The organism is Sphaerisporangium sp. NPDC049003, from assembly GCF_043197795.1.
Classification (GTDB): Bacteria; Actinomycetota; Actinomycetes; order Streptosporangiales; family Streptosporangiaceae; genus Sphaerisporangium.
Window position 1 is genome coordinate 181261 of record NZ_JBICTU010000002.1, and the last position, 25672, is coordinate 206932.

22 protein-coding genes are annotated in these 25672 nt (G+C 70.2%); 9 read left to right on the forward strand and 13 right to left on the reverse strand.

What is annotated here, in order from left to right; all coding sequences use genetic code 11:
• Window positions 1-390: 390 nt before the first annotated feature.
• The 3 genes from recA to ACGFIV_RS02755 form a co-directional block, all read right to left on the reverse strand.
• Complete coding sequence (gene recA / locus ACGFIV_RS02745) at window positions 391-2577, reverse strand: intein-containing recombinase RecA (RefSeq protein WP_392831352.1); 2187 nt, start codon at window positions 2575-2577, stop codon at window positions 391-393.
• 368 nt (window positions 2578-2945) lie between these two features.
• Window positions 2946-3140 carry a DUF3046 domain-containing protein gene (locus tag ACGFIV_RS02750; protein ID WP_358551937.1) on the reverse strand — a complete coding sequence of 65 codons (195 nt, stop codon included), beginning with the start codon at window positions 3138-3140 and terminating at the stop codon, window positions 2946-2948.
• A 126-nt stretch (window positions 3141-3266) separates the two neighbouring features.
• Entirely contained in the window at window positions 3267-3755 is a 489-nt protein-coding gene (locus ACGFIV_RS02755) for a VOC family protein (protein ID WP_358551939.1), read from the reverse strand.
• A gap of 144 nt (window positions 3756-3899) precedes the next feature.
• Here ACGFIV_RS02755 and ACGFIV_RS02760 point away from each other — a divergent pair, with 144 nt between their 5' ends.
• Window positions 3900-8603, forward strand: coding sequence for a DEAD/DEAH box helicase (locus ACGFIV_RS02760; protein WP_392831356.1), 4704 nt, complete (start codon window positions 3900-3902; stop codon window positions 8601-8603).
• An 85-nt stretch (window positions 8604-8688) separates the two neighbouring features.
• On the opposite strand, the gene ACGFIV_RS02765 is transcribed toward ACGFIV_RS02760, so the two are convergent.
• The 3 genes from ACGFIV_RS02765 to ACGFIV_RS02775 form a co-directional block, all read right to left on the reverse strand.
• Window positions 8689-8823 (reverse strand): hypothetical protein, encoded by a 135-nt coding sequence (locus ACGFIV_RS02765; protein ID WP_358551943.1) that lies wholly within the window; start codon window positions 8821-8823, stop codon window positions 8689-8691.
• A gap of 95 nt (window positions 8824-8918) precedes the next feature.
• Window positions 8919-9326, reverse strand: coding sequence for a hypothetical protein (locus ACGFIV_RS02770; protein ID WP_358551945.1), 408 nt, complete (start codon window positions 9324-9326; stop codon window positions 8919-8921).
• Entirely contained in the window at window positions 9323-9943 is a 621-nt protein-coding gene (locus ACGFIV_RS02775; protein WP_358551947.1) for a PadR family transcriptional regulator, read from the reverse strand. Before ACGFIV_RS02775 ends, ACGFIV_RS02770 begins: the two co-directional genes overlap by 4 nt.
• Window positions 9944-10056: 113 nt before the next feature.
• On the opposite strand from ACGFIV_RS02775, the gene ACGFIV_RS02780 reads away from it, so the two are divergent.
• Entirely contained in the window at window positions 10057-10827 is a 771-nt protein-coding gene (locus ACGFIV_RS02780) for an esterase-like activity of phytase family protein (RefSeq protein ID WP_392831361.1), read from the forward strand.
• Here ACGFIV_RS02780 and ACGFIV_RS02785 read toward each other — a convergent pair.
• Both ACGFIV_RS02785 and ACGFIV_RS02790 read right to left on the reverse strand, forming a co-directional pair.
• Window positions 10724-11371 carry a M15 family metallopeptidase gene (locus ACGFIV_RS02785; RefSeq protein ID WP_392831364.1) on the reverse strand — a complete coding sequence of 216 codons (648 nt, stop codon included), beginning with the start codon at window positions 11369-11371 and terminating at the stop codon, window positions 10724-10726. The genes ACGFIV_RS02780 and ACGFIV_RS02785 overlap by 104 nt on opposite strands.
• A 53-nt stretch (window positions 11372-11424) precedes the next feature.
• Window positions 11425-12735, reverse strand: coding sequence for an ROK family transcriptional regulator (locus tag ACGFIV_RS02790; RefSeq protein WP_358551953.1), 1311 nt, complete (start codon window positions 12733-12735; stop codon window positions 11425-11427).
• Between the two features lie 214 nt (window positions 12736-12949).
• On the opposite strand from ACGFIV_RS02790, the gene ACGFIV_RS02795 reads away from it, so the two are divergent.
• The 4 genes from ACGFIV_RS02795 to ACGFIV_RS02810 are packed head-to-tail and all read left to right on the forward strand — an operon-like array spanning window position 12950 to window position 17651.
• Window positions 12950-14284, forward strand: coding sequence for a sugar ABC transporter substrate-binding protein (locus tag ACGFIV_RS02795; RefSeq protein ID WP_358551955.1), 1335 nt, complete (start codon window positions 12950-12952; stop codon window positions 14282-14284).
• Between the two features lie 2 nt (window positions 14285-14286).
• On the forward strand, window positions 14287-15303 hold the full coding sequence (locus ACGFIV_RS02800) for a sugar ABC transporter permease (RefSeq protein ID WP_358551957.1): 1017 nt from the start codon (window positions 14287-14289) through the stop codon (window positions 15301-15303).
• Window positions 15300-16151 carry a carbohydrate ABC transporter permease gene (locus ACGFIV_RS02805; RefSeq protein WP_358551959.1) on the forward strand — a complete coding sequence of 284 codons (852 nt, stop codon included), beginning with the start codon at window positions 15300-15302 and terminating at the stop codon, window positions 16149-16151. The genes ACGFIV_RS02800 and ACGFIV_RS02805 overlap by 4 nt, the downstream gene beginning before the upstream one ends.
• Window positions 16152-16196: 45 nt before the next feature.
• A complete protein-coding gene (locus ACGFIV_RS02810) occupies window positions 16197-17651 on the forward strand; it encodes a glycoside hydrolase family 3 protein (protein ID WP_392831370.1) in 1455 nt (484 codons plus the stop codon).
• 23 nt (window positions 17652-17674) lie between these two features.
• Here ACGFIV_RS02810 and ACGFIV_RS02815 read toward each other — a convergent pair whose 3' ends face one another.
• The gene (locus ACGFIV_RS02815; protein WP_358551963.1) at window positions 17675-18853 is read right to left on the reverse strand and encodes an ROK family transcriptional regulator; all 1179 of its coding nucleotides are present in this window, start codon (window positions 18851-18853) and stop codon (window positions 17675-17677) included.
• Window positions 18854-19063: 210 nt separating this feature from the next.
• Here ACGFIV_RS02815 and ACGFIV_RS02820 point away from each other — a divergent pair, with 210 nt between their 5' ends.
• The 3 genes from ACGFIV_RS02820 to ACGFIV_RS02830 are packed head-to-tail and all read left to right on the forward strand — an operon-like array spanning window position 19064 to window position 22321.
• On the forward strand, window positions 19064-21052 hold the full coding sequence (locus ACGFIV_RS02820) for an endonuclease/exonuclease/phosphatase family protein (RefSeq protein WP_392831373.1): 1989 nt from the start codon (window positions 19064-19066) through the stop codon (window positions 21050-21052).
• A gap of 20 nt (window positions 21053-21072) precedes the next feature.
• Entirely contained in the window at window positions 21073-21522 is a 450-nt protein-coding gene (locus tag ACGFIV_RS02825; protein WP_358551967.1) for an Rrf2 family transcriptional regulator, read from the forward strand.
• A gap of 7 nt (window positions 21523-21529) precedes the next feature.
• On the forward strand, window positions 21530-22321 hold the full coding sequence (locus ACGFIV_RS02830) for a DNA-formamidopyrimidine glycosylase family protein (RefSeq protein WP_358551969.1): 792 nt from the start codon (window positions 21530-21532) through the stop codon (window positions 22319-22321).
• 99 nt (window positions 22322-22420) lie between these two features.
• Here ACGFIV_RS02830 and ACGFIV_RS02835 read toward each other — a convergent pair whose 3' ends face one another.
• From ACGFIV_RS02835 to rimO, 4 genes are all read right to left on the reverse strand, one after another.
• Window positions 22421-22786 (reverse strand): helix-turn-helix transcriptional regulator, encoded by a 366-nt coding sequence (locus ACGFIV_RS02835; protein WP_358551971.1) that lies wholly within the window; start codon window positions 22784-22786, stop codon window positions 22421-22423.
• A gap of 253 nt (window positions 22787-23039) precedes the next feature.
• On the reverse strand, window positions 23040-23537 hold the full coding sequence (locus ACGFIV_RS02840; RefSeq protein ID WP_392831378.1) for a CinA family protein: 498 nt from the start codon (window positions 23535-23537) through the stop codon (window positions 23040-23042).
• A complete protein-coding gene (pgsA, locus tag ACGFIV_RS02845) occupies window positions 23534-24139 on the reverse strand; it encodes a CDP-diacylglycerol--glycerol-3-phosphate 3-phosphatidyltransferase (RefSeq protein ID WP_358551975.1) in 606 nt (201 codons plus the stop codon). Before pgsA ends, ACGFIV_RS02840 begins: the two co-directional genes overlap by 4 nt.
• Window positions 24136-25542 (reverse strand): 30S ribosomal protein S12 methylthiotransferase RimO, encoded by a 1407-nt coding sequence (gene rimO / locus ACGFIV_RS02850; protein ID WP_392831382.1) that lies wholly within the window; start codon window positions 25540-25542, stop codon window positions 24136-24138. Before rimO ends, pgsA begins: the two co-directional genes overlap by 4 nt.
• Between the last annotated feature and the right edge of the window lie 130 nt (window positions 25543-25672).

Sequence of the window (25672 nt, forward strand, 5' to 3'; positions counted from 1 at the left end):
CCCGATTCAACCGAACCGCCAGGCCAAACCGACCCATCCGACCGACCCGAACCACCGGACCGACCCGATTCAACCGAACCGCCAGGCCAAACCGACCCATCCGACCGACCCGAACCACCGGACCGACCCGATTCAACCGAACCGCCAGGCCAAACCGATCCATCCGACCGACCCGAACCACCGGACCGACCCGAACCGCCCGATCGGGACTGGCTCGACCCCAGCGGATGATCAGAGTCGCGAGGTCGTTGACGACCACCTCGGCGCCCGCCGGGTCCCTGGTCGCCGCTTCGCTCCTCCTCGGGGCCCTCCTCGATCCACGCGCCCCAGTCCCCTGGCCGGAGGCGGCCAGGGGGGTCGTCGCTCGCAGGCATGTGAGATCAGCTCAGATCAGACGTCACCCGGCTTGGGCGCCTTGCTGCCACGACCGGAGGGAGCGGGCGCGGGCGCGGCGGTAGCGGCGGGCGCGGCCGCGGCGGGGTTGTCGAGGCGAGGCCCGACGCCGAGCTTCTCCTTGATCTTCTTCTCGATCTCGTTGGCGATGTCGGGGTTGTTCTTCAGGAAATTACGGGCGTTCTCCTTGCCCTGCCCGAGCTGGTCGCCCTCGTAGGTGTACCAGGCGCCGGCCTTGCGGACGAAGCCGTGCTCGACCCCCATGTCGATCAGGCCGCCCTCGCGGGAGATGCCGAAGCCGTAGAGGATGTCGAAGTCGGCCACCCGGAAGGGCGGGGCCATCTTGTTCTTCACGACCTTGACACGGGTGCGGTTGCCGACGGCCTCGGTGCCGTCCTTGAGCGTCTCGATGCGGCGCACGTCGAGCCGCACCGACGCGTAGAACTTGAGCGCCTTGCCACCAGTCGTCGTCTCGGGGCTGTTGTGCACCATGACGTCGTCGACGAAGTAGTTGTGCGTGCCCTCGATCTCGATGTCGAACTTTCTCATCGACCGTGTCTTGGGCTTGATGTGCACATCGAGAATCTGTGATGGCACCAGGCGAACTTCCGCGTCCGAGAACTCCGGCCGCACCGCGAACTGGCCCTGGAATCTCGAAAGGAGCTTGTAGGCCATAGAGGGGTGGACGTAGGGCGCGACGAGCTTCTGGAACTTCGTGGTCGATTCGGTGGTGAACTGGAGGACCGCGACTCCTCGCGCCCCCCGGGACTGAAGCTTCACCTCAAGACCGTGAGTGTCGGCGAGGTAGTCACGCAACCGCTCCCGTGAACCCGCGCTCATCGCCTCGACGCAGATCTCGATGCGGCCCGTGCCACCTGCGGTGCGCTCCTGGACTCCCTTTGAACGCAGCGTGAAACAGCCGTCGTCCATGTACCAGACCGCGAGGGAAAGCGGGGTCAACGCCTTGAGGTACTCCTCGGTGATGTGCTTCTTCCCGTCCCCGAAGTAGACCACCTGGCGCAGCTCGTCGAGCTCGGGCAAAGGAGTGAAGTCCGCGAAGACCGCTCCCTTGGAGTTGGTCGTCCTGCTGCATGTGATGTTTCCGAGAAGGGCGCACTTCCAGTCGAGGTAGGCCTCCTGCTCGGCTCCGTGACCCATGCGGAATCGGACGCCGGTCCGCCCGTGAGTGTTGGGAGAGAGGCTTCCGTCTCCCAGCAACGAGCCGAGAATCGTCTGCCGCTGCTGACCGCTCAGGCGATGCGTCTCCGCGAGCATGACCCTGTCACCGGCGATGAGCTCGCCCGCCTCACGCCAGCCCCCCGGCGTGCGAACGAGATGATTCTCCGTGGCGGCGAACTGCGCACGACCGTTGCCTCCAGACTTGGCGACGGTGAACTGCAAGAACCGCTCGGCGTTCCCGTTGTCGAACCAGTTGACGATCTTGCGCGGGACCACACGATCGGTCTCGGCGTCGTACGAGAGCACCTCGACATCCATGCGCTGGTTGACGATCTTGCCGATTTTCTCTTTTGTTCCATCAGCCAGGCTTACGCGCGTGTTGTAGGAGAAGCATCCGAACATGACGCCGATCTTCTCGCGGAGCTGGTTGATGAAGATCGCGGTCGTGCCGGTGTTGCTGAGGGCGCCGGCCACCTTGCGGAGTGCCTGGGACATCAGGCGGGCCTGGAGACCCACGTGGCTGTCGCCCATCTCGCCCTCGATCTCGGCCTTGGGCACGAGGGCCGCGACCGAGTCGATGACCACGAGGTCGATCGCGCCGGAACGGATCAGCATGTCGGCGATCTCAAGCGCCTGCTCGCCGGTGTCAGGCTGGGAGACCAGCAGGGCGTCGGTGTCGACACCGAGCTTCCCGGCGTACTCGGGGTCCAGGGCGTGCTCGGCGTCGATGAACGCGGCGATGCCGCCCGCCCGCTGGGCGTTGGCGACGGCGTGGAGCGCCACGGTGGTCTTACCGCTGGACTCGGGACCATAGACCTCGACGATGCGCCCACGGGGGAACCCGCCGATGCCGAGCGCGACGTCGAGCGCGATGGCCCCAGTAGGAATGATCTCGATGGGGGCTCGCGTGTCATCGCCGAGGCGCATGACAGAGCCCTTGCCGAACTGCCGCTCGATCTGAGCGAGAGCAGTCTCAAGGGCCTTCTCGCGGTCGTTGGCTGCCATGGAGTGCTCCCCTGGAGGGTGTGTCGAAGTCGTTTCCGTCGCTTGCAAGCTACGGGCTGCCACCGACATTTTCCCGGAGTGGGCCCAGGGGCGTCGGCAAGTTCAATATAGCCGAACGACTGTTCGATCACAGCTCGACACCATCGGAAATCCGAACGCTTTCGAGTCGGCGGACCAGCGACGATGACGGGCGAGCCCGGAGACCGGTCCATACGCCCGGAGGGCCGATGGCATGAGCCCGGAGACCGGTCCGTACGCCCGGAGGGCCGACGGCATGAGCCCGGAGACCGGTCCGTACACCCGGAGGGCCGGTGCCGTGAGGCCGGGCTTGAGTCCGAGAGGGGGCCGAGGGGCGTGGAGCGAAGGCGTCAGCGTAGGCGGGAGTCCACGTCGGTTACGCCGCACACGGCGCGCCAGACCTCTTTGGCGGACACGCCGTCGGCGAGGGCCTGTGTCACGGTGCGGCTCCCCAGCTCCGCGATCACGTAGTCACGCGCCCAGGACTCGGCGTACCGCTCACCGAAGTGGCGGTTCATCCGGTTCCAGAATTCGGTCAGGCGCATCCCCCCAGTATGGTGCCGGGGACCACGTGGACGGACCGGGCCCGTTCATATGGTGCCGGGGACCATGTGGACGGACCGGGCCCGTTCGCTCTCCTTCGACCTCGCCCGTGGTGCGGCGGTACGCGGTCACAGGACGCGGGCGCCGTACATCTCTCCGAGAGGGTCGGCGAGGAGTTCCAGGCGAGCGCCGTCGGGGTCGCGGAAGTAGATCGAGGCGTCGCTCTCCAGCTGGTAGGGCACTCCCGCGTCGTCCAGCTTGCCCCGGAGCATCTCCCACTTCCCGCGCTCGACGGAGATCGCGATGTGGTGCAACCCGCCCAGTACCTCCTGGTACGGCCCGAGGTCCAGCCCCGGGAGGTCGAAGAACGCCAGCAGGTTGCCGTTGCCGATGTCGAAGAAGAAGTGGCTGGATCCCTTGTAGTCGCGGTTTTCGAAGATCTCCGTCAGCGGGAACTCCAGGATCCCCTGGTAGAAGTCGATCGTCCGCTCGACGTCCGAGCAGATCAGTGCGAAGTGGTGGAGGCCGCGCGCGCTGCTCTCGGGGCGCCGCTCGCGGAGGTGCCGGTCGCGGATCCGTTCCCGGCTCGCCTCGATGGCCGCGTAGTCGATGTCCATAGTTCAGATGACGTTCCAGGCGGCCCCCGTGTCAAGGCTTGGGCTTTTCGCCTGAGTAATGCACTGACGAGACTTTTGTCCCTTCTAGGAGGTCGGGCATGGGCGGTGGCGCGTTCTGTCGGTGGCGAGTTGCATGATGAAGCCGTGACCGGATCCGCGCTCGACCATTTCACCTCGGTGACCAGGCAATGGTTCACCGCCGCCTTCGCCGCGCCGACCTCCGCGCAGGAGGGGGCGTGGCGGTCGATCGCGCGCGGTGACAACACTCTGGTGGTCGCGCCGACCGGGTCGGGCAAGACCCTCGCCGCCTTCCTGTGGTCCCTCGACCGCCTCGCCGCCGAGCGGATGACGACCTCGGAGCCGCGACAGGAGCGTCCGGCGCGGCAGTGCCGTGTCGTCTACGTCTCGCCCCTCAAGGCGCTGGCGGTCGACGTCGAGCGCAACCTGAGGGCCCCGCTCGCCGGCCTCAGGCAGACCGCCCGGCGTGTGGGCCTGCCCGTCCCCGAGATCTCCGTGGCCATCCGGTCGGGCGACACCTCCGCGGAGGACCGCCGCCGCTTCGCCGCCGATCCGGCGGACATCCTGATCACCACTCCCGAGTCGCTCTACCTGCTGCTCACGAGCAGGGCACGCGACGCGCTGCGCGCGGTCGAGACGGTCATCGTCGACGAGGTGCACGCGGTGGCCTCCACCAAGCGAGGCGTCCACCTCGCGCTGACCCTGGAGCGGCTCGACGCCCTGCTTGCCCGCCCGGCGCAGCGCGTCGGCCTGTCGGCCACGGTCCGCCCCGTGAGCGAGGTGGCGACGTTCCTGGGCGGCGCCCGTCCGACGACGGTCGTCCAGCCGCCGTCCGAGAAGGTCATCGAGGTGAGGGTGATCGTCCCCGTCGAGGACATGACCGAGCTCGGCGGGCCGCCCCCGCGGACCGCCCCGTCCGGCGACGGCGACGAGCACGAAGACGGTCACGGCGACAGCCACGGCCACGGTGACGGTGACGGCCACTACGAGGAGCACGAAGACGGGCACGGCGAGGAGCGTGAATACGGTCGCGGCGACGGCGCATGGTCGACGGAGTCACCGGCGCGGCGGTCCATCTGGCCCCATGTGGAGGAGCATCTCCTCGACCTGATCGGGTCCCACCGCTCGACGATCGTTTTCGCCAACTCGCGGCGCCTCGCCGAGCGCCTGTGCGCGCGGCTCAACGAGCTCGCCTTCGAGCGCATGGCCCCGCCGGCCAGCGGCCCCCTCACCGGTGACGGGCTCTCGCCCGGCGAGTGCGCCCCGCCCGCGCCCCCTCCGCCCGCGATGGTCATGGCGCAGGCCGGCGCCGCGAAGGGCGCGGTGCCCGAGATCGTGCGCGCCCACCACGGGTCGGTCTCCAAGGAGGAGCGGGCGCAGATCGAGGAGGCGCTGAAGTCCGGCCGTCTTCCCGCCGTGGTCGCGACCTCCAGCCTGGAGCTGGGCATCGACATGGGCTCGGTCGATCTGGTGGCCTGCGTGGAGGCGCCGCCCAGCGTCGCCAGCGGGTTGCAGCGCATCGGCCGGGCCGGTCACCAGGTCGGCGCGGTCTCCCGGGGTGTGATCTTCCCCAAGTACCGCGGCGACCTGGTCCAGACGGCCGTCGTGTCCGAGCGCATGAAGTCCGGTGAGATCGAGGAGCTGCGCTACCCGCGCAATCCCCTCGACGTGCTGGCCCAGCAGGTCGTGGCGATGTGCGCGCTCGACGAGTGGACCGTCGACGAGCTGGAGGCCCTGGTCAGGCGGGCCGCCCCCTATGCCACGCTGCCCCGCGGCGCGCTTGAGGCCACGCTCGACATGCTCGCCGGGCGCTATCCCAGCGAGGAGTTCGCCGAGCTGCGCCCGCGCATCGTGTGGGACCGCGTGACCGGCCGCGTCACCGGCCGTCCCGGAGCCCAGCGCCTCGCGGTGACCAACGCCGGCACCATCCCCGACCGCGGCATGTTCGGCGTCTTCCTGGCCGGAGGCGACACCGGGCGCGGCAGGAGGGTCGGCGAGCTCGACGAGGAGATGGTGTACGAGTCCCGCGTGGGCGACGTGTTCGTGCTCGGCGCCACCTCCTGGCGCATCGAGGACATCACGGCCGACCGGGTGCTGGTCTCCCCCGCCCCCGGTCAGCCGGGCAAGCTGCCGTTCTGGCACGGCGACACGCCGGGCCGTCCCGCCGAGCTGGGCCGGGCGCTCGGGGCGTTCCTGCGCGAGCTGTCCGGGGGCGAGACCGAGCGCCTCGCCGAGGCGGGGCTCGACGCGTTCGCCATCGCAAACCTCCTCGCCTACCTCGCCGAGCAGCGTGAGGCCACCGGTTACGTTCCCGACGACCGCACCCTGCTCGTCGAGCGCTTCCACGACGAGCTCGGCGACTGGCGCGTCGTGATCCACACGCCGTACGGGGCCCGGGTCCACGCGCCGTGGGCACTCGCCATCGGGCGGCGGCTGCGCGAGCGGTACGACGTCGACGTGCAGACCATGCACTCCGACGACGGCATCGTGCTGCGCATCCCCGACACGCTCGAAGGCGCGCCCACCGACGTGGCCGTCTTCGACGCCGACGAGATCGAGCAGATCGTCACCGAGGAGCTGGGCGGGTCGGCGCTGTTCGCGTCGCGGTTCCGTGAGTGCGCCGGCCGCGCGCTCCTGCTGCCCCGGCGCAACCCTGGCAGGCGCTCCCCCCTGTGGCAGCAGCGGCAGCGGGCGGCCGGCCTTCTGAAGGTCGCGAGCAAGTACGGTTCGTTCCCGATCGTGCTGGAGACCATGCGCGAGTGCCTGCAGGATGTGTTCGACGTTCCTGGGCTGGTCCGGCTCATGCGCGACATCGCGGCCCGGCGCGTGCGGGTGGTGGAGGTCGAGACCGACCAGGCGTCGCCCTTCGCGGCGTCCCTGCTCTTCGCCTACGTCGGCGCGTTCATGTACGAGGGGGACGCGCCGCTGGCCGAGCGGCGTGCCCAGGCGCTCGCCCTGGACACCCATCTGCTGGCCGAGCTGCTCGGCGAGGCCGATCTGCGTGAGCTGCTCGACCCCGACGTGGTGGCCGACACCGAGCGGGAGCTGGCGAGGCTCGACCGTCCCCTGCGCGACGCCGAGGACCTCGCCGACCTGCTGCGGACCCACGGCCCGTTGCAGGCGCAGGACGTCACCGTGCGCGAGGGTGACCCCACGTGGCTGGCCGATCTCGAAGGCGCGCGGCGTGCCATCCGGGTCCGGGTCGCCGGGGTCGAGCAGTGGGCGGCGATCGAGGACGCCGCGAGGCTGCGCGACGCCCTCGGCGTCCCCCTGCCGATGGGGGTGCCGCACGCCTTCCTGGAGCCGGTGGCCGATCCGCTCGGCGATCTCCTCGCCCGGCACGCCCGCACGCGCGGCCCGTTCCCCGCCACGACGGCCTCGGCCCGGTTCGGCCTCGGCGTCGCGGTCGTGGTCGACGGGCTCCGGCGGCTGGCCTCCTCGGGCAGGGTCGTGCCCGGCGAGTTCAGGCCCGGCGGCTGGGGCGAGGAGTGGTGCGACGCGGGCGTGCTCCGGCTGCTCCGGCGCAGGTCGCTGGCCCGGCTCCGCAAGGAGGTCGAGCCGGTGCCGCCGGAGGCCCTGGGTGCGTTCGCCCCGGCGTGGCACGGCGTGACCGAGGGCCGCTCGGCCCGGGGGATGGACGCCCTGGTGCACGCCATCGAGCAGTTGCAGGGGGCGGCCGTCCCGGCGTCCGCGCTGGAGACGCTGGTGCTGCCCGGCAGGGTCCCCGGGTACGAGCCCGCCCTGCTCGACGAGCTGACCGCCGCGGGTGAGGTCGTCTGGGCCGGTCAGGGTTCGCTGCCCGGCGGTGACGGCTGGGTGGCGCTGTTCTTCGCCGACACCGCTCCGCTGCTGCTGCCTCCGCCGGCCGAGATCACGATGACCCCGCTGCACGAGAAGGTCCTCGCGGCGCTGAGCGGCGGCGGGGCGCTGTTCTTCCGCGACCTCGGCGCCCGGGTCGGTTCGCTGGACGACACCGCGCTCGCCGGCGCGCTGTGGGATCTCGTATGGGCGGGGCGGGTGTCCGGTGACACGCTGGCGCCCCTGCGGTCGGCGCTCGGCTCCGGTCGGCCCGCGCATCGCGCGACGACGGCCCGCAGGCGCAGGGCCGTACTGCCGACCCGGGCGGGGCCTCCGACGGTCAGCGGCCGCTGGTGGCCGCTTCCCGAGCCGTCCGGCGACGCCACCCAGCGCGCCCACGCCCAGGCGGAGGTGCTGCTGGAGCGGCACGGCGTCGTGACCAAGGGCGCGGTGGCGGCCGAGCGGCTCACGGGCGGCTTCGCCACCGTCTACCCGGTGTTGCGGGCGTTCGAGGAGACCGGGCGGTGCCGTCGCGGTTACTTCGTCGAGGGACTGGGAGGCGCCCAGTTCGCGCTCCCCGGCGCCGTCGACCGCATGCGGGCCATCGCGTCGACGCTGTTCTCCGAGGTCGGCGGTTCCCGCCCGCAGGGCGGTCCCACGGGTGAGCGGCGCGCGGTGGTCCTCGCGGCGACCGACCCCGCCAACCCGTACGGCGCGGCCCTGCCGTGGCCCGCCCATCCGGGGGAGATCGCGCACAAGCCGGGGCGCAAGGCGGGCGCGCTGGTGGTGCTGGTCGACGGCCGTCTGGTGATCTATGTCGAGCGCGGAGGCAAGACGCTGCTGTCCTTCACCGACGACGACCGGCTGCGGCCGGCGGTCGACGCGCTGGCGCTGGCCGTGCGCGACGGAGCCCTCGGGAAGCTGACGGTCGAGAAGGCCGACGGCACGGCGATCGTCAACTCCCCGCTAGCCTCCGCCCTGGAGGCCGCGGGCTTCCACCCCACCCCCCGCGGCCTACGCCTGCGCGCCTGAGCCATGGCCGACATCGCGGACCATGCGAATCGAGGGGACTCGCCGAACAACATTGAGGTCAAGTCTGTTGACGCCGAAATACTACTTAGCGAAACAGGCCGCTGAAGGCGTTGAGCGCGGGCTGTCCACCGAGGTGGGCGTAGAGGACGTTGGAGTCCCTGGGAATGTCGCCGTCGCGGATCGGGTCGATCAGCCCGGCCATCGACTTGCCCTCGTACACGGGGTCCAGGATGACGCCTTCAAGGCTGCCGGTGAGCCGGATGGCCAGATCCCGTTACGCGATCGAATGCGACAAGCACGATGTTTCATGCCGTGCTACGTCGAAACCCGGGCCGGGCCGAGCGCCACGAGCAGGGTCAAAATTGAGAGGGCGAGTGCGATCGGGCCCATCAGGAAGTTCTCCCACCGGCTGGCGGAGGCGAAGTTGGCGAGGGCGCTGAGACCGAGCAGGGAGACGAGCGCCCAGGTGCCCCAGCGGTAGAGGCCGGAAGGTCCGTTACCGGCCCGGAAGCCGCCTCGGCCGAGCACGACAAGAGCGGCGAGGACGAGGAAGGCCGCCGAGATGGCGCTGCCGATGCGCAATTCAACTGGCAGTTGCGTGTACGTCCCGCCCCATGCGGCCCGGCCCAGCGGAGCGCCCAATGCAAGGGCGATCTGGAACGCGGCGACCCCGGCCAGTCCGGTGGCGGCGACCGCAGCGATCCTGGCGGTGGAAATGCTCACAGTTGCTCTCCTCGATATCTCTGCTGGTTCTGGATCACGGAGTCAAGGCGCAGCCGCATCCGGGCGGGCGCGGCGGGCAGGTCGTCGAGGTCGTTACGCAGGTCGCGCAGCCAATCAAGCTCGGCGGCGACGTGGCGGATCCCGTTTTCCAGCGTCGCGGCGGCCAGCAGCCGGTCAGCGGCGGGCGGTACGTCATCGAGTACGGCTGTCGACTGCGCCGCGATCGCGCACAGGACGCCGAGCTGCTCCTCGGCTGCGGCGATCCGCGCGTCGACGATCGCCGCGGTCTCGGCCGCCGGCAGACGCCCAGCGAAGAACACCCTCGCGAGGAATGGTTCCCGTGGGGCGTGCCGCTCGACCGGCGCACGCAGCCACCCATCGAGCTCGATCCGGCCTGCGTCAGTGATGTGGTGCTCCTTGCGGTCGGGTCGCCCGTCCTGCTCGATGACGCGCACCTGGACAAGCCCGTCCTCGGACAACTGTGCGAGCGCCCGGTAGATCTGGGCCTGGTCGGCGCTCCAGAAGTGCCGGACGCTCGCGTCGAAGTACTTCTTGAGGTCGTAGCCGGTCAGCGGCTTCAGCGACAAGAAGCCGAGGATCGTGTGGCGGAGAGACACATCAACACCATATAGGATGAGACATATATATGACTAGTCTCATACTCACCGCGCCGTGGCCTCAGCTCGGGCCTGCCCTCGATGCGGGTAGCGCGGTACGGCGGTATTCGCGCATGACCGCATTCCTGGCGAGAGGCGAGACGCCGACGAAGCGGAGGAGTCGTGGATTCGAGGCCGTCGCCTCCTCCCCCGACGGGCACTACCTCTACCCCGCTGTGGAAGGCCGGCTTGCGGACGACGCCAACCCGTTCCGGCGCTACATCCACGAGTTCGACACCCGCAAGAACCCGTACACCGGTCGTTCCTGGCAGTACAGGGCGGATGGCGAGGATTACCGCATCGCCGACATGCAGTCGCTTGACGCCAACCGGGCGATCCTGATCGAGCGTGAGGACGACGAGGGGCCGGCCGCCACCCTCAAGCGCATCTACCTCATCGACCGGCGTCACCTCGACTCCGACGGTTTCCTTGTCAAGACCGAGGTCGCCGACCTGCCGAACCTGCGCGATCCCGCCCTCATCGGTTCGCACGACCCCACCGGGGGTTACGGCCTCGGCAACCCCCTTCAAGTTCCCCCTGCAGTCCGTGGAGGCACTGCTCCCCCTGCCGGGAAACCGGATCGCCATCGTGCAGGACAACAACTTCCCGGACAGCACCGATCGCGTCCCCGGCAAGACGGACGCCACCGAGATGATCATTATCGGCTTCCGCAAGTCCGACGACAGGACCGGGCGCCACTGGCACGCGGTCAGGACGATCGGCCACCACCGCGTCGGTGGGTCAGGTCAGGGAGCGGGGGCCGTAGATGGCGGCTTCGGCGCCGGTGGTCATGGCCCAGTAGCGGTCGCCGTAGGACCAGTGCCACCATTCGGTCGGATAGTTGACCAGCCCCGCCGCCTCCAGGGCGCCGCCGAGGATCTTCCGGTGCTCGCGCGCGCCGGCGGTGATGTTGAGCGCGGCGGTGTAGCAGGCGCCGTCGCTCTCCTCCGGGTTGGCGTTGACCGCGGTGCCCATGTCGAGCTCGACGCCGTCCTCGCCGGCGAGGGTCAGGTCGACCGCCGCGCCCGCCGTGTGGGGAGCGACCTCGATCGGGGAGACGTAGCGGCTGGCCGCCGTGTGCAGTTCCTCGGGCGACATTTCCGGAAATGTCGCCCTGAGCTCGTCCTTGTACTCCTCGAAGTACTTCCGCTGAAGCGCCGGAGGCCGGTACCCCTCGACCACCAGGATCCGGTAGCCCTGCGGAAGCCGCCGCTCCGCGTCCTTCAGCCGGGCGAGCAGCCCCTCCCGAAGGTGGGCGTAGGCGCCGTCGGGATCCGCCAGCCTGCCGTCGACGGCCAGGACGCCGCGCACGTCGGCCAGCGCCTCTCCGCTCTCCTCCACGGGGATGGAGGTCACGCGGGGGTCAGAGATCAGGACGATATCGTGCATGACCAGCAAGTCTCGCATAAATGACGTCATCGGGACCCCCGCGAAAGATCTCCTCAGCCGTCCACCGTGCTCGCGAAGACCTCCTCACGCGCCGGGCCCAGGGCGGCCATCACCGCGCCTCGCAGTACCGGATTGCCCTCGACCCCGGTCACGGTGACTCTGGGACGGCTCGGGCAGATCTGGGCCACCGCCTCCTCCACCCTCCGCGCGAGCGCGAGGCCACCGGCACGGCCCACGTCCCCGCTCAGCACGATCAGCCCTGGGTCGAGCACGACCGTCACCGCGGCGACCCCGATGGCCAGGCGCCGGGCGAGTTCGTCCAGGAACCCGTCCCGTCCCGCCTCGACGGCCGTACGGACGATCTCGGCCGCCGTGGCAGGCGGACCTGACGGGCCCGGGGAGGTGAAAGGAGCCTGCCCGTTGAAAGCGCCCTTCATCGAGGAACCGGCCGAGCCCGCGGATCCCGCCGGGCCATCAGAGCCCCCCGTACCAAGGGGGAGCAACGCGTCGGACGAGAAGCCCGGGATGCCGTGGGCGGCGGCGAGGCCGGTGACCGCCGCGGTGCCGACCAGACGCTGGAAGGACCCGGACTGCGGCTCGGTGACGTCTATGGGCAGGGGCTCGCCCGGCACCGGAAGCCAGCCGATCTCCCCCGCTCCCCCGGTGAACCCCCGGTGCAGGCGGGAGCCGAGCATGACGCCGAGCCCCTGCCCGACCCCCGCCCACACCAGGACGAAGTCATCGATCCCGCGCGCGGCCCCGTACGAGTGCTCGGCCAGCGCGGCCAGGTTCACATCGTTCTCGATCATGACGGAGGAGCCGAGCGCGGCGCGGAGGTCGGCGAGCACCCCCGCGTGCCAGGACGGCAGGTCGAAGGAGAAACGGACGTCCCCGGTCCGCGGATCGACCACGCCGCGGGTCCCGATGACCAACGCGCGCAGCCGGGACAGGCTCACGCCGGCCGAGTCGCAGGCCCGCCGCACCGCGCTGTGCACGGTCTTCACGGGCTCGCCGGTCTCGCAGGGGTCCACGGTGACCTCGGCGATCATCTCCCCGGTGATGTCGGCGACGCCGGCGGTGACACTGTCGGGCAGCACCTCAAGGCCGGCGACGTACGCGCTTCCGGGGACGACCGCGTAGAGGGCGGCGTTGGGGCCACGGCCTCCCGGGCGCTCCCCCGAGACGGCCACGAGCCCGCGCTCCTCCAGGCGGGCGAGCAGCTGGCCGGAGGTCACCTTGGAAAGTCCCGTGTGTTCTCCCAGCTCGGCCCTGGTGAGCGGCCCTTCGGAGAGCAGGAGCTCCAGCGCCGCACGGTCGTTGAGCTGACGCAGCAGCCGGGGTGTCCCGGGATGTCGTCTGGGCATGGGGTCGGGCCCCTCTCGTCACGATCCGCTAACAGGCGTTTCTTTTAATAAAGTTTCTTGTTAGTTTAGCGGCAGTCAGCCCGCAGGCAAGCGATCAGGCCTCGGGATGTCGCAGCGCAGAGCACGAGGATGGCGTCTTCGCAGGTGCACGGCCCTAAGTGCACTCTTCGATGAGCGCGAGCCCGACGCGAAGCCGGGAAGGGAGAACCCAAACGTGAAGTTCGGAAAGATCGCTGCCGCGACGGCCACGACCGCCGCTCTTGCCATTGGTGTGACCGCGTGTGGAAGCGGCGAGCCCGCCAAGACGGCGGACCCCCAGGCGTCAGCAGCAGCCTCGGGCCCCAAATACGCGGGTCAGACGCTGAACGTATGGCGGCTCGGTGCCCCCAATGACGTGCAGAACAAGTACATGGCCGACCTTGACGCCAAGTTCAAGGAGCAGACCGGCGCCGAGGTCAACGTCCAGTGGATCCCGTGGCCGGACGCCCAGAAGAAGTGGACCGCCGCGCTCGCGGGCGGCGAGGGCCCGGATGTCACCGAGTTCGGTAACGACCAGGTGGCCGCGTGGGTGTCCCAGGACGCCCTGACCGACATCAGCGACCTGGTCAAGTCCAGCCCCGACTTCCAGCAGATCCCGCAGAACCTGTGGGGCTACGAGACCATCGACAGCAAGATCTACGCGGCGCCGTGGGGCGGCGGCACCCGCGCCGTCCTCTACCGCAAGGACTGGTTCAAGAGCCTCGGCATCGAGGTGCCCAAGACCTGGGACGAGCTCGTGGCCGCGGGCAAGAAGATCGTCGAGAAGAAGGGCAAGGACGTCGACGGCTTCGCCTTCAACGGCGGCTCCGACGCCAACATGTCCCTCTCGCCGTTCGTGTGGTCGGCGGGTGGCGACTTCGCCGCCTTCGAGGGAGGCAAGTGGGTCGGCAAGCTGACCGACCCGGCCTTCAAGGAGGGCTTCCAGTTCTACACCGACCTGGTGGCCAAGGACGGCGTCTCGGGCAAGTCCCGCCTCAGCCAGAACTCGGTGGACATCAGCCAGCGCTTCGCCGCCGGCAAGGTCGGCATGTACGTCACCGGCGGCTGGGACATCGCCACCATCAAGGAGCAGAGCAAGGGCAAGGTCGGCGAGGACCAGATGGCCTTCTTCTCGCTCCCGAACAAGGAGGGCAGCGGCCCGGCCCCGGCCTTCCAAGGTGGCAACGACATCGCCATCTGGAAGGACGCCAAGAGCCCCGAGCTCGCCGCCGAGTACCTGAAGCTGGCCGCGGGCAAGGAGTTCGGCACGCGGTACGCCAAGGAGGGCGGCCTGCTCCCGCTCTACCCGGACGCTCTGGCGGAGTTCGCCAGTGACCCGGTGCAGGCGCCGTTCGCCGAGACGTTCAAGGTCGCCAAGGGCTTCCCCGCCAGCCCGAACTGGGCCGAGGCCAACGACACCAAGGCCGTCCTGCAGAACGCGGCCCGCTCCGTCATCGAGGGCAAGAAGGACACGGACACGGCCCTCGCCGACGCGAACAAGGAACTCGAGACCATCCTGAACCAGCAGTAACGATGGCGCAGACGTCAACTGTCGCCCGGGGCGGAGGCAACTCCTCCGCCCCGGCGCGGCGCCGGTCCCACCGGCCTCCGCGCCGGTCCAGCGGCCTTCCCGCCTGGGTCGTCCCCTACGCGCTGCTCCTGCCGGGCCTCCTGGTCATCGCGGTCCTGCTGCTCTATCCGCTGTACCAGATGGTCGACATGTCCTTCCACAAGGTTGGACTGCGGCAGATCAGGCCGAACCCGCAGCCTGCCGAGTTCCTCGGGGTGGACAACTACACACAGGTCTTCCAGTCGGACCTGTTCTGGTCCTCGCTGCGCAACACCGTGATGTTCGCCGTGATCACCGTCACCCTGACGCTCGTCGGGGGCACGCTGGTCGGGCTCCTGCTCCACAAGCTCGGCAAGAAGATGTCGACCTTCGTCATCATCGGCATCATGGCCGCCTGGGCCACCCCGCCCACCGCCACGGCGATCATCTGGAAGTGGCTGTTCGACGCCGACGCCGGCGTGGTCAACTGGGCGCTCAACCTGCTGCCCGACTGGCTGTCCAGCCTGGTCTTCGGACGGTCCGACTGGTCGGGCCAGCCCTGGCTCAACGACCCCACCACCATCTACCTGGTGCTGATCGTCGCGGTCGTCTGGGCGTCGTTCCCCTTCATCGCGGTGTCGGTGCTGGCGGGCCTCAAGAGCATCCCGTCGGAGCTGTACGAGGCGGCCAGGGTCGACGGCTCGACCCCGACCAGAACGTTCAGGAAGATCACCTTCCCTCTTCTGAAGCCGGTGTTCTCCGTCCTGCTGGTGCTCTCCGTCATCTGGGACTTCAAGGTCTTCACCCAGCTGTACGTGCTGGCCGGCGGCACCACCAACCGGGATTCGTTCAACCTGTCGCTCTGGGCGTACACCGAGGCGTTCAGCGCGCCGCCCAAGATGGGCTTCGGCGCCGCGATCGCCGTCATCCTCACGGTGATCATGCTCCTCATCACCGCCGTATATGTCCGGCAAATCGTGAGAACGGAGGACGTGCGATGAACCCGCGATCCGTCAAGCAGCTCAAGCAGTACGGGCTGAACGCGGCCGGCGTCGTCGTGTTCCTGTTCGCCGTGTTCCCCGTCTACTGGATGGTCGCGACCGCGTTCAAGCCCAACGACGAGATCTTCACCACGCGGTTCATCCCCTTCCCGCTGTCGCCGACCTTCGACCACGTGTCGCGGGTCCTCACCAAGGGCGTCGCCGGGCACTCCATCTGGCAGTACCTGATGAACAGCGCGATCGTCGCAGTCGGCACCGTGCTCATCGGCTCGGTCTTCGCGCTGCTCGCCGCCACCGCGGTGGCGCGCTTCAGGTTCCGCTTCCGTACGAGCTTCCTGATCCTGCTCCTGATCGTGCAGATGGTGCCCGCCGAGGCGTTGCTGATCCCGCTCTTCCTCATGGTGAAGCGGCTCGGGCTGTACGACCAGCTCCTCGGCCTGATCATCGTCAACGTGGGCTTCACGCTGCCCTTCGCGATCTGGATGCTGCGGACCTTCGTGGCCGCCGTGCCCAAGGAGCTGGAGGAGGCCGCCTCCATCGACGGCGCCAGCCGGTTCGTCACCTTCTGGAAGGTACTGTTCCCCCTGGTGGCGCCAGGACTGGTGGCGACGAGCATCTTCTCGTTCATCACCGCGTGGAACGAGTTCGTCTTCGCGCTGACACTGATCAACGACCAGGGCTCCTACACGATGCCCGTGGCGTTGCAGTTCTTCACCGGACAGCGGTCGACGGACTGGGGCGGCATCATGGCCGCCTCGACGCTGATGACCATCCCGGTCATCGCGTTCTTCCTGCTGGTGCAGCGGCGCATGGTCTCGGGCCTGGTCGCCGGCGCCGTGAAAGGCTGAAAACCCCAGCCTTCCCAACTCTGAGCTAAGGAGTCGAGTACAGCCATGTCTGAGTTCTCCGTGGGCGATGGCGATCGGGGGCTGCATCGTCTCGCGGCCGGTACGCTGCTCGTGGCATTCCCCGGCACCACCGCCCCCGACTGGATCCTCCACGACCTGGAGGACGGTCTCGGCGGGGTCACGCTGTTCGGCTTCAACGTCGCGGGGGCCGAGCAGCTCGCTGCTCTCACCGCGCGACTGCGCGGCGCCGGCGACCCGGTCATCAGCCTGGACGAGGAAGGCGGGGACGTCACGCGGCTCGCCTACCACGTCGGCAGCCCGTACCCGGGCAACGCGGCCCTCGGGGCCGTGGACGACGTCGAACTCACCCGCCGCGTCTACCGGTCCATCGGCGACGATCTGGCCCGCTGCCGCGTCAACCTCGACATGGCGCCCGACGCGGACGTCAACACCGCCGACGACAACCCTGTCATCGGCACCCGCTCGTTCGGCTCCGACGCGGCCCTGGTCGCCCGGCACACCGTGGCGGCCGTCTCGGGGCTGCAGGACGCCGGGGTGGCGGCCTGCGTCAAGCACTTCCCTGGGCACGGCGCCACCCGGCAGGACTCCCACCTGGAGATCCCCGTGGTGGACGTCACCCGCGAGGTGCTGTGGGACCGCGAGCTCATCCCGTTCCGCGCGGCCATCGAGGCGGGCACCAAGTCGATCATGACCGCGCACGTGCGGGTCCCGTTCCTGACCGGTACGGCTCCCGCCACGCTGTCGGCCGCCGCGCTGACCGAGCTGCTCAGGGGTGAGCTCGGTTACGACGGTGTGGTGATCTCCGACGCCCTCGACATGCACGCGATCACCGAGAGCGTCGGGCTCGGAGGGGGCGCGGTGCTCTCGCTGGCCGCCGGGTCGGACCTGCTCTGCCTCGGGCCCTTGCCCACGCGGGAGCAGATCCAGAAGATCAAGGCCGACATCGTGGCGGCGGTGCGCGACGGGCGGCTCCCGCGGGCCCGCCTGGAGGAGGCCGCCGAGCGCGTGGCACGGCTGCGCGGCTGGTTCGGCAGGCCCCGCGAGGAGGTCAGGGACGGCAACGTGATCGGCCTCACCGCCGCGCGCCGGGCCGTCAGCCTGTCCGGAACGGCGACCCCGCTGGTCAACCCGCTGGTCGTCGAGGTGGACACCCCGCCCACGATCGCGGTCGGTGACGTGCCCTGGGGGTTCGCCCCGTGGCTGCCCGACGCCGAGATCGCCCGGGTCAAGCCCGACGCGGCCGACGCGGCCGGGCTTCTGGAGCGCGCCATCGGCCGCTCGCTGGTGATCGTCGTGAAGGACGCCCACCGCCACCGCGCGAGCCAGGACATCGTGTCGGCGCTGCTGGCCGGGCGCCCGGACGCGACGGTGGTCGAGATGGGCCTGCCCATCTGGCGCCCCTCCGCGGGCGCCTACATCGCGACGTACGGCGCCGCCCGCGCCAACGCCCAGGCGGCGGCGGAGCTCCTCACCGCCTGAGGACGCCGGAAAGGCCGGGCCCGTCAGGAGGCGAAGATCTCCTCGCGGGCCTGGTCGAGGGCGGCCAGGATGGCGCCGCGCAGCACCGGGCGGCCCTTGACGTCGCTGACGACGACCTCCGGCCTGATCGGGCAGATGGCCGCCACGGCCTCCTCCACCCGGTGGGTCAGAGCGCCACCGCCCGCCCTGCCGACCTCGCCGTTGAGCACCACGAGGGTCGGGTCGAGGACGACGCACACCGACGCGACGCCGAGGGCGAGCCGGTGGGCCAGCTCGTCGAGGAACGCCGACCCGCCGTCGCCGCTCTCGACGGCCGCGCGCACGGCGTCGGCGGCGGACCCGCCCGCGAAGCCGTACGGCTCGGCCAGCTCGGCCACCGCCTCGGCGCTGATCAGGGACTGCAGGCCGCCCGCCAGCGCCGGCATCCGCCCCGGCACGGCCTTGACGTCCGCGGCGAGCGGCACCCCCGGCACCGGCAGGTAGCCGATCTCACCCGCGCTGCCGGAGCGCCCGCGGTGCAGCCTGCCGCCCAGGACGACGGCGAGGCCGACGCCGCGCTCCACCCAGAGCAGGACGAAGTCGTCGACTCCCCTGGCCGCGCCCTCGGACCGCTCGGCGATGGCCGCGAGGTTCACGTCGTTCTCTATGGTGACGGGTCGTCGCAGGTCATGGGCCAGAGCCTCGTGGCTGCCCTCGTGCCACCCGGGGAGGTCGAAGGAGAACTTCACGTCACCGCTGCGGGGGTCGACCACGCCGGGCGTGCCGATCACGATGCCCTTCAGGCGGGACAGGGCGACCTTGCCCGAACGGCAGGCCTTCACCACCGCGTTGTGCACCAGCGCGACGGGGTCGCCGTGCCCATTGGTGGAAACCGTCACCTCTGCCACGATTTCGCCGTTAATATCCGCGATGGCGGTCGTCACCGATTCCGGTCCGACATCGAGCCCCGCCACATAGGCGGACGACGGAATCACCCCGTAAAGGGCCGCATTGGGCCCCCGGTTCCCCGCCTGTTCTCCGACCACCTCGACCAGGCCGCGCTCCTCCAGCCTGGACAGCGTCTGGGACGCGGTGACCTTGGAAAGACCGGTCATGTCACCGATCTGTCCCCTGGTCAGCGGGCCCGAGGCCAGCAGCAGCTCCAGCGCGGCCCGGTCGTTGATCTCCCGTAGCAACCTGGGCACGCCAGGACGTCGCTCCATCGCATGCTTTCTTGTCGTCGGTCCCCGTTGGGTTTATCACAAAGCGCGGCGCGGTGTGACTCAACCATTCATCAGTAAAGCTTCCTGCTAGTTTACCGGCATCGCCTGCCGGGTATCGTCGCCCGCCATGCCGCCTTCTTCTTTGCCGGACCTTGCCTTCGCCCGGCAAAGACACGAGGATCACTCATGTCTTTGCCGAGGAGATGCCATATGGGTGAGCCCACCGTCGAGTCCGCCGTCGAATCCACCGTCCGTGCCGAGCGCGCGGCCCCACTCTCACGGCTGGAGCCGTTCACCGGTGTGATCGCCCTGGCCCTGGGCGTCCTGCTGTTCACCGACGTGCTGAGGGTCTTCCTGCCGTCGCTCATCACGCTCTTCGGCCACGCCGGGGACACCCCGCCCGAGCAGATGGGGCTGTACGCGGCCCTGTGGTTCGTCCTGCCGTTCGCCGCCGCTCCCCTGTGCCGCCTGGTGGACCCGAGGCGCGTCGCGCTCGGTGGCGCCCTCCTCCTGGTCGCCGCCCGCCTGGTGCTCCAGGCCACGGACGGCGGCACGGCCCAGCTCTATGTCGCGAGCGCGGGCGTCTCGTCCGGCCTGATCTTCCTGTACGGCCGCGCGCTCACGACGCCACGCGCGGCCGTACCCGGCGGGCTGGCGGCCGGTCTCGCGGCCTCCGTGGTCCTCCACCTGGCCCTCGGCCAGATGGATCTGGTGTGGCGCGACGGGCCGCTCCCCTGGCCGGCCGTCGCCGTCCTGTGCGCCGCCCTCGTCTGGTCCGCACGGCTCGCGCCGACCGCTGAGGACGTCGCCCCTGCGGGGGTGTGGTTCGTCTTCGGCCCCTTCATCGTGCTGCACGGGATGTTCCTCACGACGATCGGGCTGGCGGACCATCCCGGAGGAAGCGGGCGCAACCCCTGGGAGACCGCCGCCATCGTCGCCGCGCTGGTCTGCGCCCAGTTCCTGATGGCCTTCTACGCCGCCCGGCCCCCGCGGCAGCGCGGGCTCATGCTCATTCTGCTGCCGGTGACCTCGGCCATGCTGATCATCTTCTCCGCGCTGCCCCTGGCTCTGCTCATGGCGCCCGCCCTCGGCGCATGCGTCGGGATGGCCGGACTGCCCTCGGCCCGGTCGCCCCGGCGGAGCGGGCTCGCACTGCTCGGCGGAACGCTGGTCTTCCTGATCTCGGTCTTCCTCTACTACGCCGCCTACGACACCGACCTCGGCTTCCCCAACAGCGTGGTGCCCGCGCTGCTGACGGGCCTGGTCACCGCGGTGGCGCTCCTGGCGGCCAGGGGAAGGAGGTCCGAGGTTCCCGGACGCCCCCGGACGGCCAGGATCGCGGTGACGGCCCTGTCCACGGCGCTGGTCGTCGCCGCCCTCACCTGGCAGCCGCTGCCGGCCGTACAGGCCAGGGCCGGGAACGAGTTCACGCTCGTCGCGTACAACATCCGGATGGGGTTCGGGCTCAAGGGCACCCTCGACCTCGACCGGGTCGCCGCCTGGGCGAAGAGCGAACGGCCCGACGTGGTGCTGCTGAGCGAGGTCGACCGGGGCTGGCTCCTCAACGGCGGCCACGACGACCTGGCGCGCATCGCCAGGGGGCTCGGCATGCGGTACCACTTCGCTCCCGCCGCCGACAGCCTGTGGGGCGACGCGATCATCACCAACCTGCCGATCAGGCAGATCGCCTCACACCCGCTGGGAAAGCATGACTACCCCACCGGCGCGCAGGCCCAGGCGGTCGTCATCGAGGTCGGCGGGCAGGAGGTCGGGATCGTCAACACCCACCTGCAGGCCCCGCCCGGCCAGGCGCCCGAGGTCGCGGCCATCGCCAGGGATCTGGCCGCGGGGATGAGCGCCGAAAGCGCCGGAACGACGTTGCCGGGCGCGCGGGCACCCCGGGCCGGTACGCCCACGACGGAAACGCCGGGCAGGGCGGCGCCACGGCCGGTGCTGCTGACGGGGGACCTCAACACCACACCCGCCGACCCCGAGATGCGCGTGCTGGAGGCCGCCGGGCTCTCGGACCCCCTGACGGCACTGGGAAATCCCGATACGTCCCCCGCCGAAGCTCCGGTCAAACGCATAGATCACGTGCTGGTGAGCCGGGGTCTGACGGCGGTCGAGGCCCGGGTGCCGCGCGTGAGTTTCTCAGATCACCTGCCTGTTGTGGTCCGGTTGCGCGTAACCAGGGTTTAGCAGGCGGGATAATCGACAACATGCGTCTTTCCGCCCGTGTCGACTACGCCCTTCGCGCCGCCGCCGAGCTGGCCGCCTCCGGCAGCGGCCCCACAACGGTGGGCGAGCTGGCCAAGGAACAGGAAATGCCCCCCAAGTACCTGGAGAATATCTTGCTCCAGATGCGCCGGGCGGGTCTGGTCCGCGGCCAGCGGGGTCCCGAGGGCGGGTACGTCCTCGCCAGGCCCGCGGCGGAGATCTCCCTCGCCGACGTGATCCGCGCCGTGGACGGGCCGCTGGCCAACGTCCGCGGCGAGCGGCCCGAGCACGTGGGCTACCGGGGAGCGGCCCGTTCCCTGCAACAGGTGTGGATCGCCCTGCGCGCCAGCGAGCGCGCGATCCTGGAGGAGGTCACCCTCGACCAGATCGCCGCCGACACCCTGCCCGACCGCGTGATGGAGCTCGCGGCCGATCCGGCCGCCTGGGACTGACCGCGCCATGCCCGAGGGCGATGCCGTCTACCGCACGGCCGCCAGGCTGCGAGCCGCCCTCGACGGACGGGTGCTCACCCGGTCCGACTTCAGGGTGCCCCGGCACGCCACGGCCGACCTCACGGGCCGCGCGGTCCTCACCACCGTTTCGCGGGGAAAGCACCTGCTCACGAGGGTCGACGGCGGGCTGACCGTCCACACGCACCTTCGCATGGACGGAAGCTGGCGGATCAACCCCGTCGGCGCGCACATCCGCAGGGGCGACGTCGTGCGGCTGGTCCTCGCCAACGAGCGGTGGCAGGCGGTCGGGATCAAGCTCGGCATGGTCGACCTGCTGCGCACCGACCGGGAGGACGAGGTCGTCGGCCATCTGGGGCCCGACCTGCTCGACCCCGCCTGGGACGCCGGGCACGCGGGGCGGGCGGCGCGGAACATCGCGCGCCGCCCGGACCAGACGATCGGGGACGCCCTGCTCGATCAGCGCAACGTGGCGGGGATGGGCACGATCTGGCGGGCGGAGACGCTGTTCCTGTCGGGGGTTTCGCCGTTCAGGCGCGTCGAGGAGGTGGAGAACCTCGAAAAGATGATGGGGCTCGCCCACAGGCTGCTGGACGCGAACAAGGACAACGCGGGTGGTCCGCTGACCACGGGAGACCGGCGCCCCGGAAGGCGCCTTTGGGCGTACGGCCGGGCCGGGCGGCCCTGTCTTCGCTGCGGGAACAAGATGATCGGCGGTGAGCTCGGGGCGCGGCCATACGAAAGAGTGGTCTTCTACTGCCCCGCCTGCCAACCCCGCTAGCGGGCCCGGTCACCGGACAGCGTGCGAAACACAGACCATCACGAGTCAACCACCCGTGACAGTCCGCTCGTCAGGACGGAAAGCCGGCGACCGCTCGAACTACGCGGCGACCATGTCCTTGACTTCGGGGAAACCGTCGAACTCGGAGCCCGAGATCGTGCTGGGCACGGTCTCGGAAACAGGCAGACGCTCGTGTTCAGGCGCATCGGCCAGGACGGGTGCGTGTTGAAGCTCGGCCAGCGCGAACTGGTCGGAAACCTCACGGAGCACCTGTGAGAGCGGCACACCGAGGGCGCCGCAAATCGAGGCGAGCAGCTCCGAGGACGCCTCCTTCTGGCCACGCTCCACCTCGGACAGGTAGCCAAGGGAGACACGTGCCAGGGTGGAAACCTCACGCAGGGTGCGTGCCTGCCGCACCCGCAGCCGCCGCAGCACGTCACCGAGCAGCTGACGCAGCAGGACCATCTGTCGCTCCCTCCCGGGCGCAGGCGTCTTCACGACGCTCCGCGCGGTCGGTTCGTATCGCCCGTTTTTCGAATGCCCTTCGTACATGCTCCTCGCCGTCATCATTGGTTCGCTCGGCCCCTTTGCCGGGCGTACGCCGGACCTGCTCCTCACCGATGGGTCACGAACCTCACTCACAGCTCCACCGTACCCGCATCGACCAAGAGGGCGGCAGACCGTGGGGAGCATGTTCGCTGGTGACGTAACGCGGTAATCATCCGGAATGTTCCCCCATTTGCGCCTCCAGCACACCTCTCAGGAGATCCAAACCCTCCCTCACCGTACTTTCACGGATGTCTTCGCGAGATCCCGGGAACACCCCGTCTCGCCGCCAGATGGCGCCCTCAGGACCGCTCACGGCGATGTGGACCGTGCCGACCGCCTTGCCGTCCTGCTCGCCGGGCCCGGCCACGCCGGTCACGGCCAGCCCGTACGTGGAGCCGGTGAGCGCCCGCACGCCGGCCGCCATCGCCGCCGCGACGTCCGGATGGACCGCGCCCTCCCGATCGAGTAGATCTTTCGGGACGCCGAGGATCGCGGCCTTCAGCTCGGTGGCGTAGGCGATCACCCCGCCCCGGAAGGCGGCGGAGGCTCCGCTCGGCGCGGTGAGCGTGGCGCCGATGAGCCCGCCCGTGAGCGACTCGGCCACCGCGACCGTGGCCTTACGGCCTACCAGGAGGGACAGCACGTCAGCGGCGACGGCCGAGGTCATCCGCCGCGTGCCTTCTGGGCCACCTTGCGCAGCCGCAGGGCGCGGACGACGTAGTCGAGCCCGGTGACCACGGTGACGGCCAGGGCGAGCCCCATGGCCACCCACCTGATCGGGCCGGGCACGCCGGGCAAGATGTAGAGCGCGATCGCCACGATCTGCAGAACGGTCTTGACCTTGCCGCCGTAGCTGGCGGGGATGATGCCATGGCGGATCACCGCGAAGCGCAGGCCGGTGACGCCGATCTCCCTGCCGATGATCACGACGGTGATCCACCAGGGCAGCTCGCCGAGGACCGACAGCGTGACCAGGGCCGCGCCGATCAGCGCCTTGTCGGCGATGGGATCGGCGATCTTGCCGAAGTCGGTGATCAGGCCGTACCGCCGGGCGAGCCAGCCGTCGAGCTGGTCGGTCAGGGAGGCGAGCAGGAAGACGACGAGGGCGGCGGTGCGCCAGCCGGCGCCCTCGACGAACAGGCAGGCGACGAAGAACGGGACGACCAGAAGCCGGAGGACGGTCAGCACGTTGGCGATGTTCCACGGGCTGACCTGCCGAGCCACGGACCCCACTATCGGCTCGGTGCCGATCTCCGGCGGGTTGGTCATGGCCCGGCCTTGATACGGGCGATCAGGTCGACCCCCTCGGCGTCGACGACCGTGGCCCGCACGATCTGGCCGGGCAGCAGGCCGATGCCCTGGACGGTCACCGAGCCGTCGACCTCGGGGCCCTGGTGGGCGGCGCGGCCCTCGTAGCCGCCGTCGCCCAGGTCCTCCTCGACGAGCACCTCGATCTCGGTGCCGATGCGCTCCTCGGCGCGCTGGGAGGTCAGCTCCTCGGCGAGCTCGGTCAGCGCCGCCACCCGCTCGTCGATCGTGTCCTGGTCGAGCTTGGCGCCGAGGCGCGCCGCCTCGGTGCCGTCCTCGTCGGAGTAGCCGAAGACGCCGATGACGTCGAGGCGGGCCTCTTCGAGGAACCCGACCAGCTCGGCGAACTCGGCCTCGGTCTCCCCCGGGAAACCGACGATGAAGTTGGAGCGCACGCCGGCCTCGGGGGCGCGGTGGCGGACCGTCTCCAGCAGGTCGAGGAAGCGGCGCGGGTCGCCGAAGCGGCGCATCCGGCGCAGCACCGGCCCGCTCGCGTGCTGGAATGAGAGGTCGAAGTAGGGCGCGACGCCCTCGGTGCCCGCGATCACGTCGATGAGGCCGGGGCGCAGCTCGGCCGGCTGGAGGTAGCTGACGCGGACGCGCTCGATGCCGTCGGTGGCGGCGAGCTCGGGCAGCAGCTTCTCAAGGGCGCGCAGGTCGCCGAGGTCCTTGCCGTAGGAGGTGGAGTTCTCGCTGACGAGCACGAGCTCCTTGACCCCCTGCCCGGCGAGCCAGGCGGCCTCGGACAGCAACTCGTCGGGACGGCGTGAGACGTAGGCGCCGCGGAACGCGGGGATGGCGCAGAAGGTGCAGCGACGGTCGCAACCGGAGGCGAGCTTGAGCGAGGCGACGGGCCCGCCGGACAGCCGCTTGCGCAGGGTGCGCGGGCCGCTGGCGGGCGCGACTCCCTCGGGCAGCTCGCCGTGGCCCGGGACGTGGGCGTGGCCGGCGGAGCGCTCGACGGGACTGATGGGCAGCAGCGTGCGGCGGTCGCGGGGGCTGTGAGGCCTGAGCGGCCGGCCGTCGAGGACGTCGTCGAGACGCGCGCCGATGTCGGTGTAGTCGTCGAAGGAGATGACGGCGGAGGCCTCGGGAAGCGCCTCCGCCAGCTCCTTGCCGTAGCGCTCGGCCATGCAGCCTGCGGCGACCACCTTGGCGCCGGAGTCCGACGCGGCGAGCAGCGTGTCGATGGAGTCCTTCTTCGCCGAGTCGATGAAGCCACAGGTGTTGACGACGACGACGTCGGGGTTGTCGTCGTCGAGCTGCCACCCGGCGGCTTCCATGCGCGCGGCGAGCTCCTCGGAGTCGACTTCGTTGCGCGCGCAGCCCAATGTGATCAGCGATGCGGTTCGGCGGGAAGACATGATGGCTCTACGGTATCGGGAGTTGGCCACCGCCTGACGCACTCCCCCCGTTCTTCCGCCGCCGGCAGCCGTGAGCGGCGCCGATGGATCATGTCGAGCGGCGCCGCCGGGGGGAACGACCGGGGTCAGG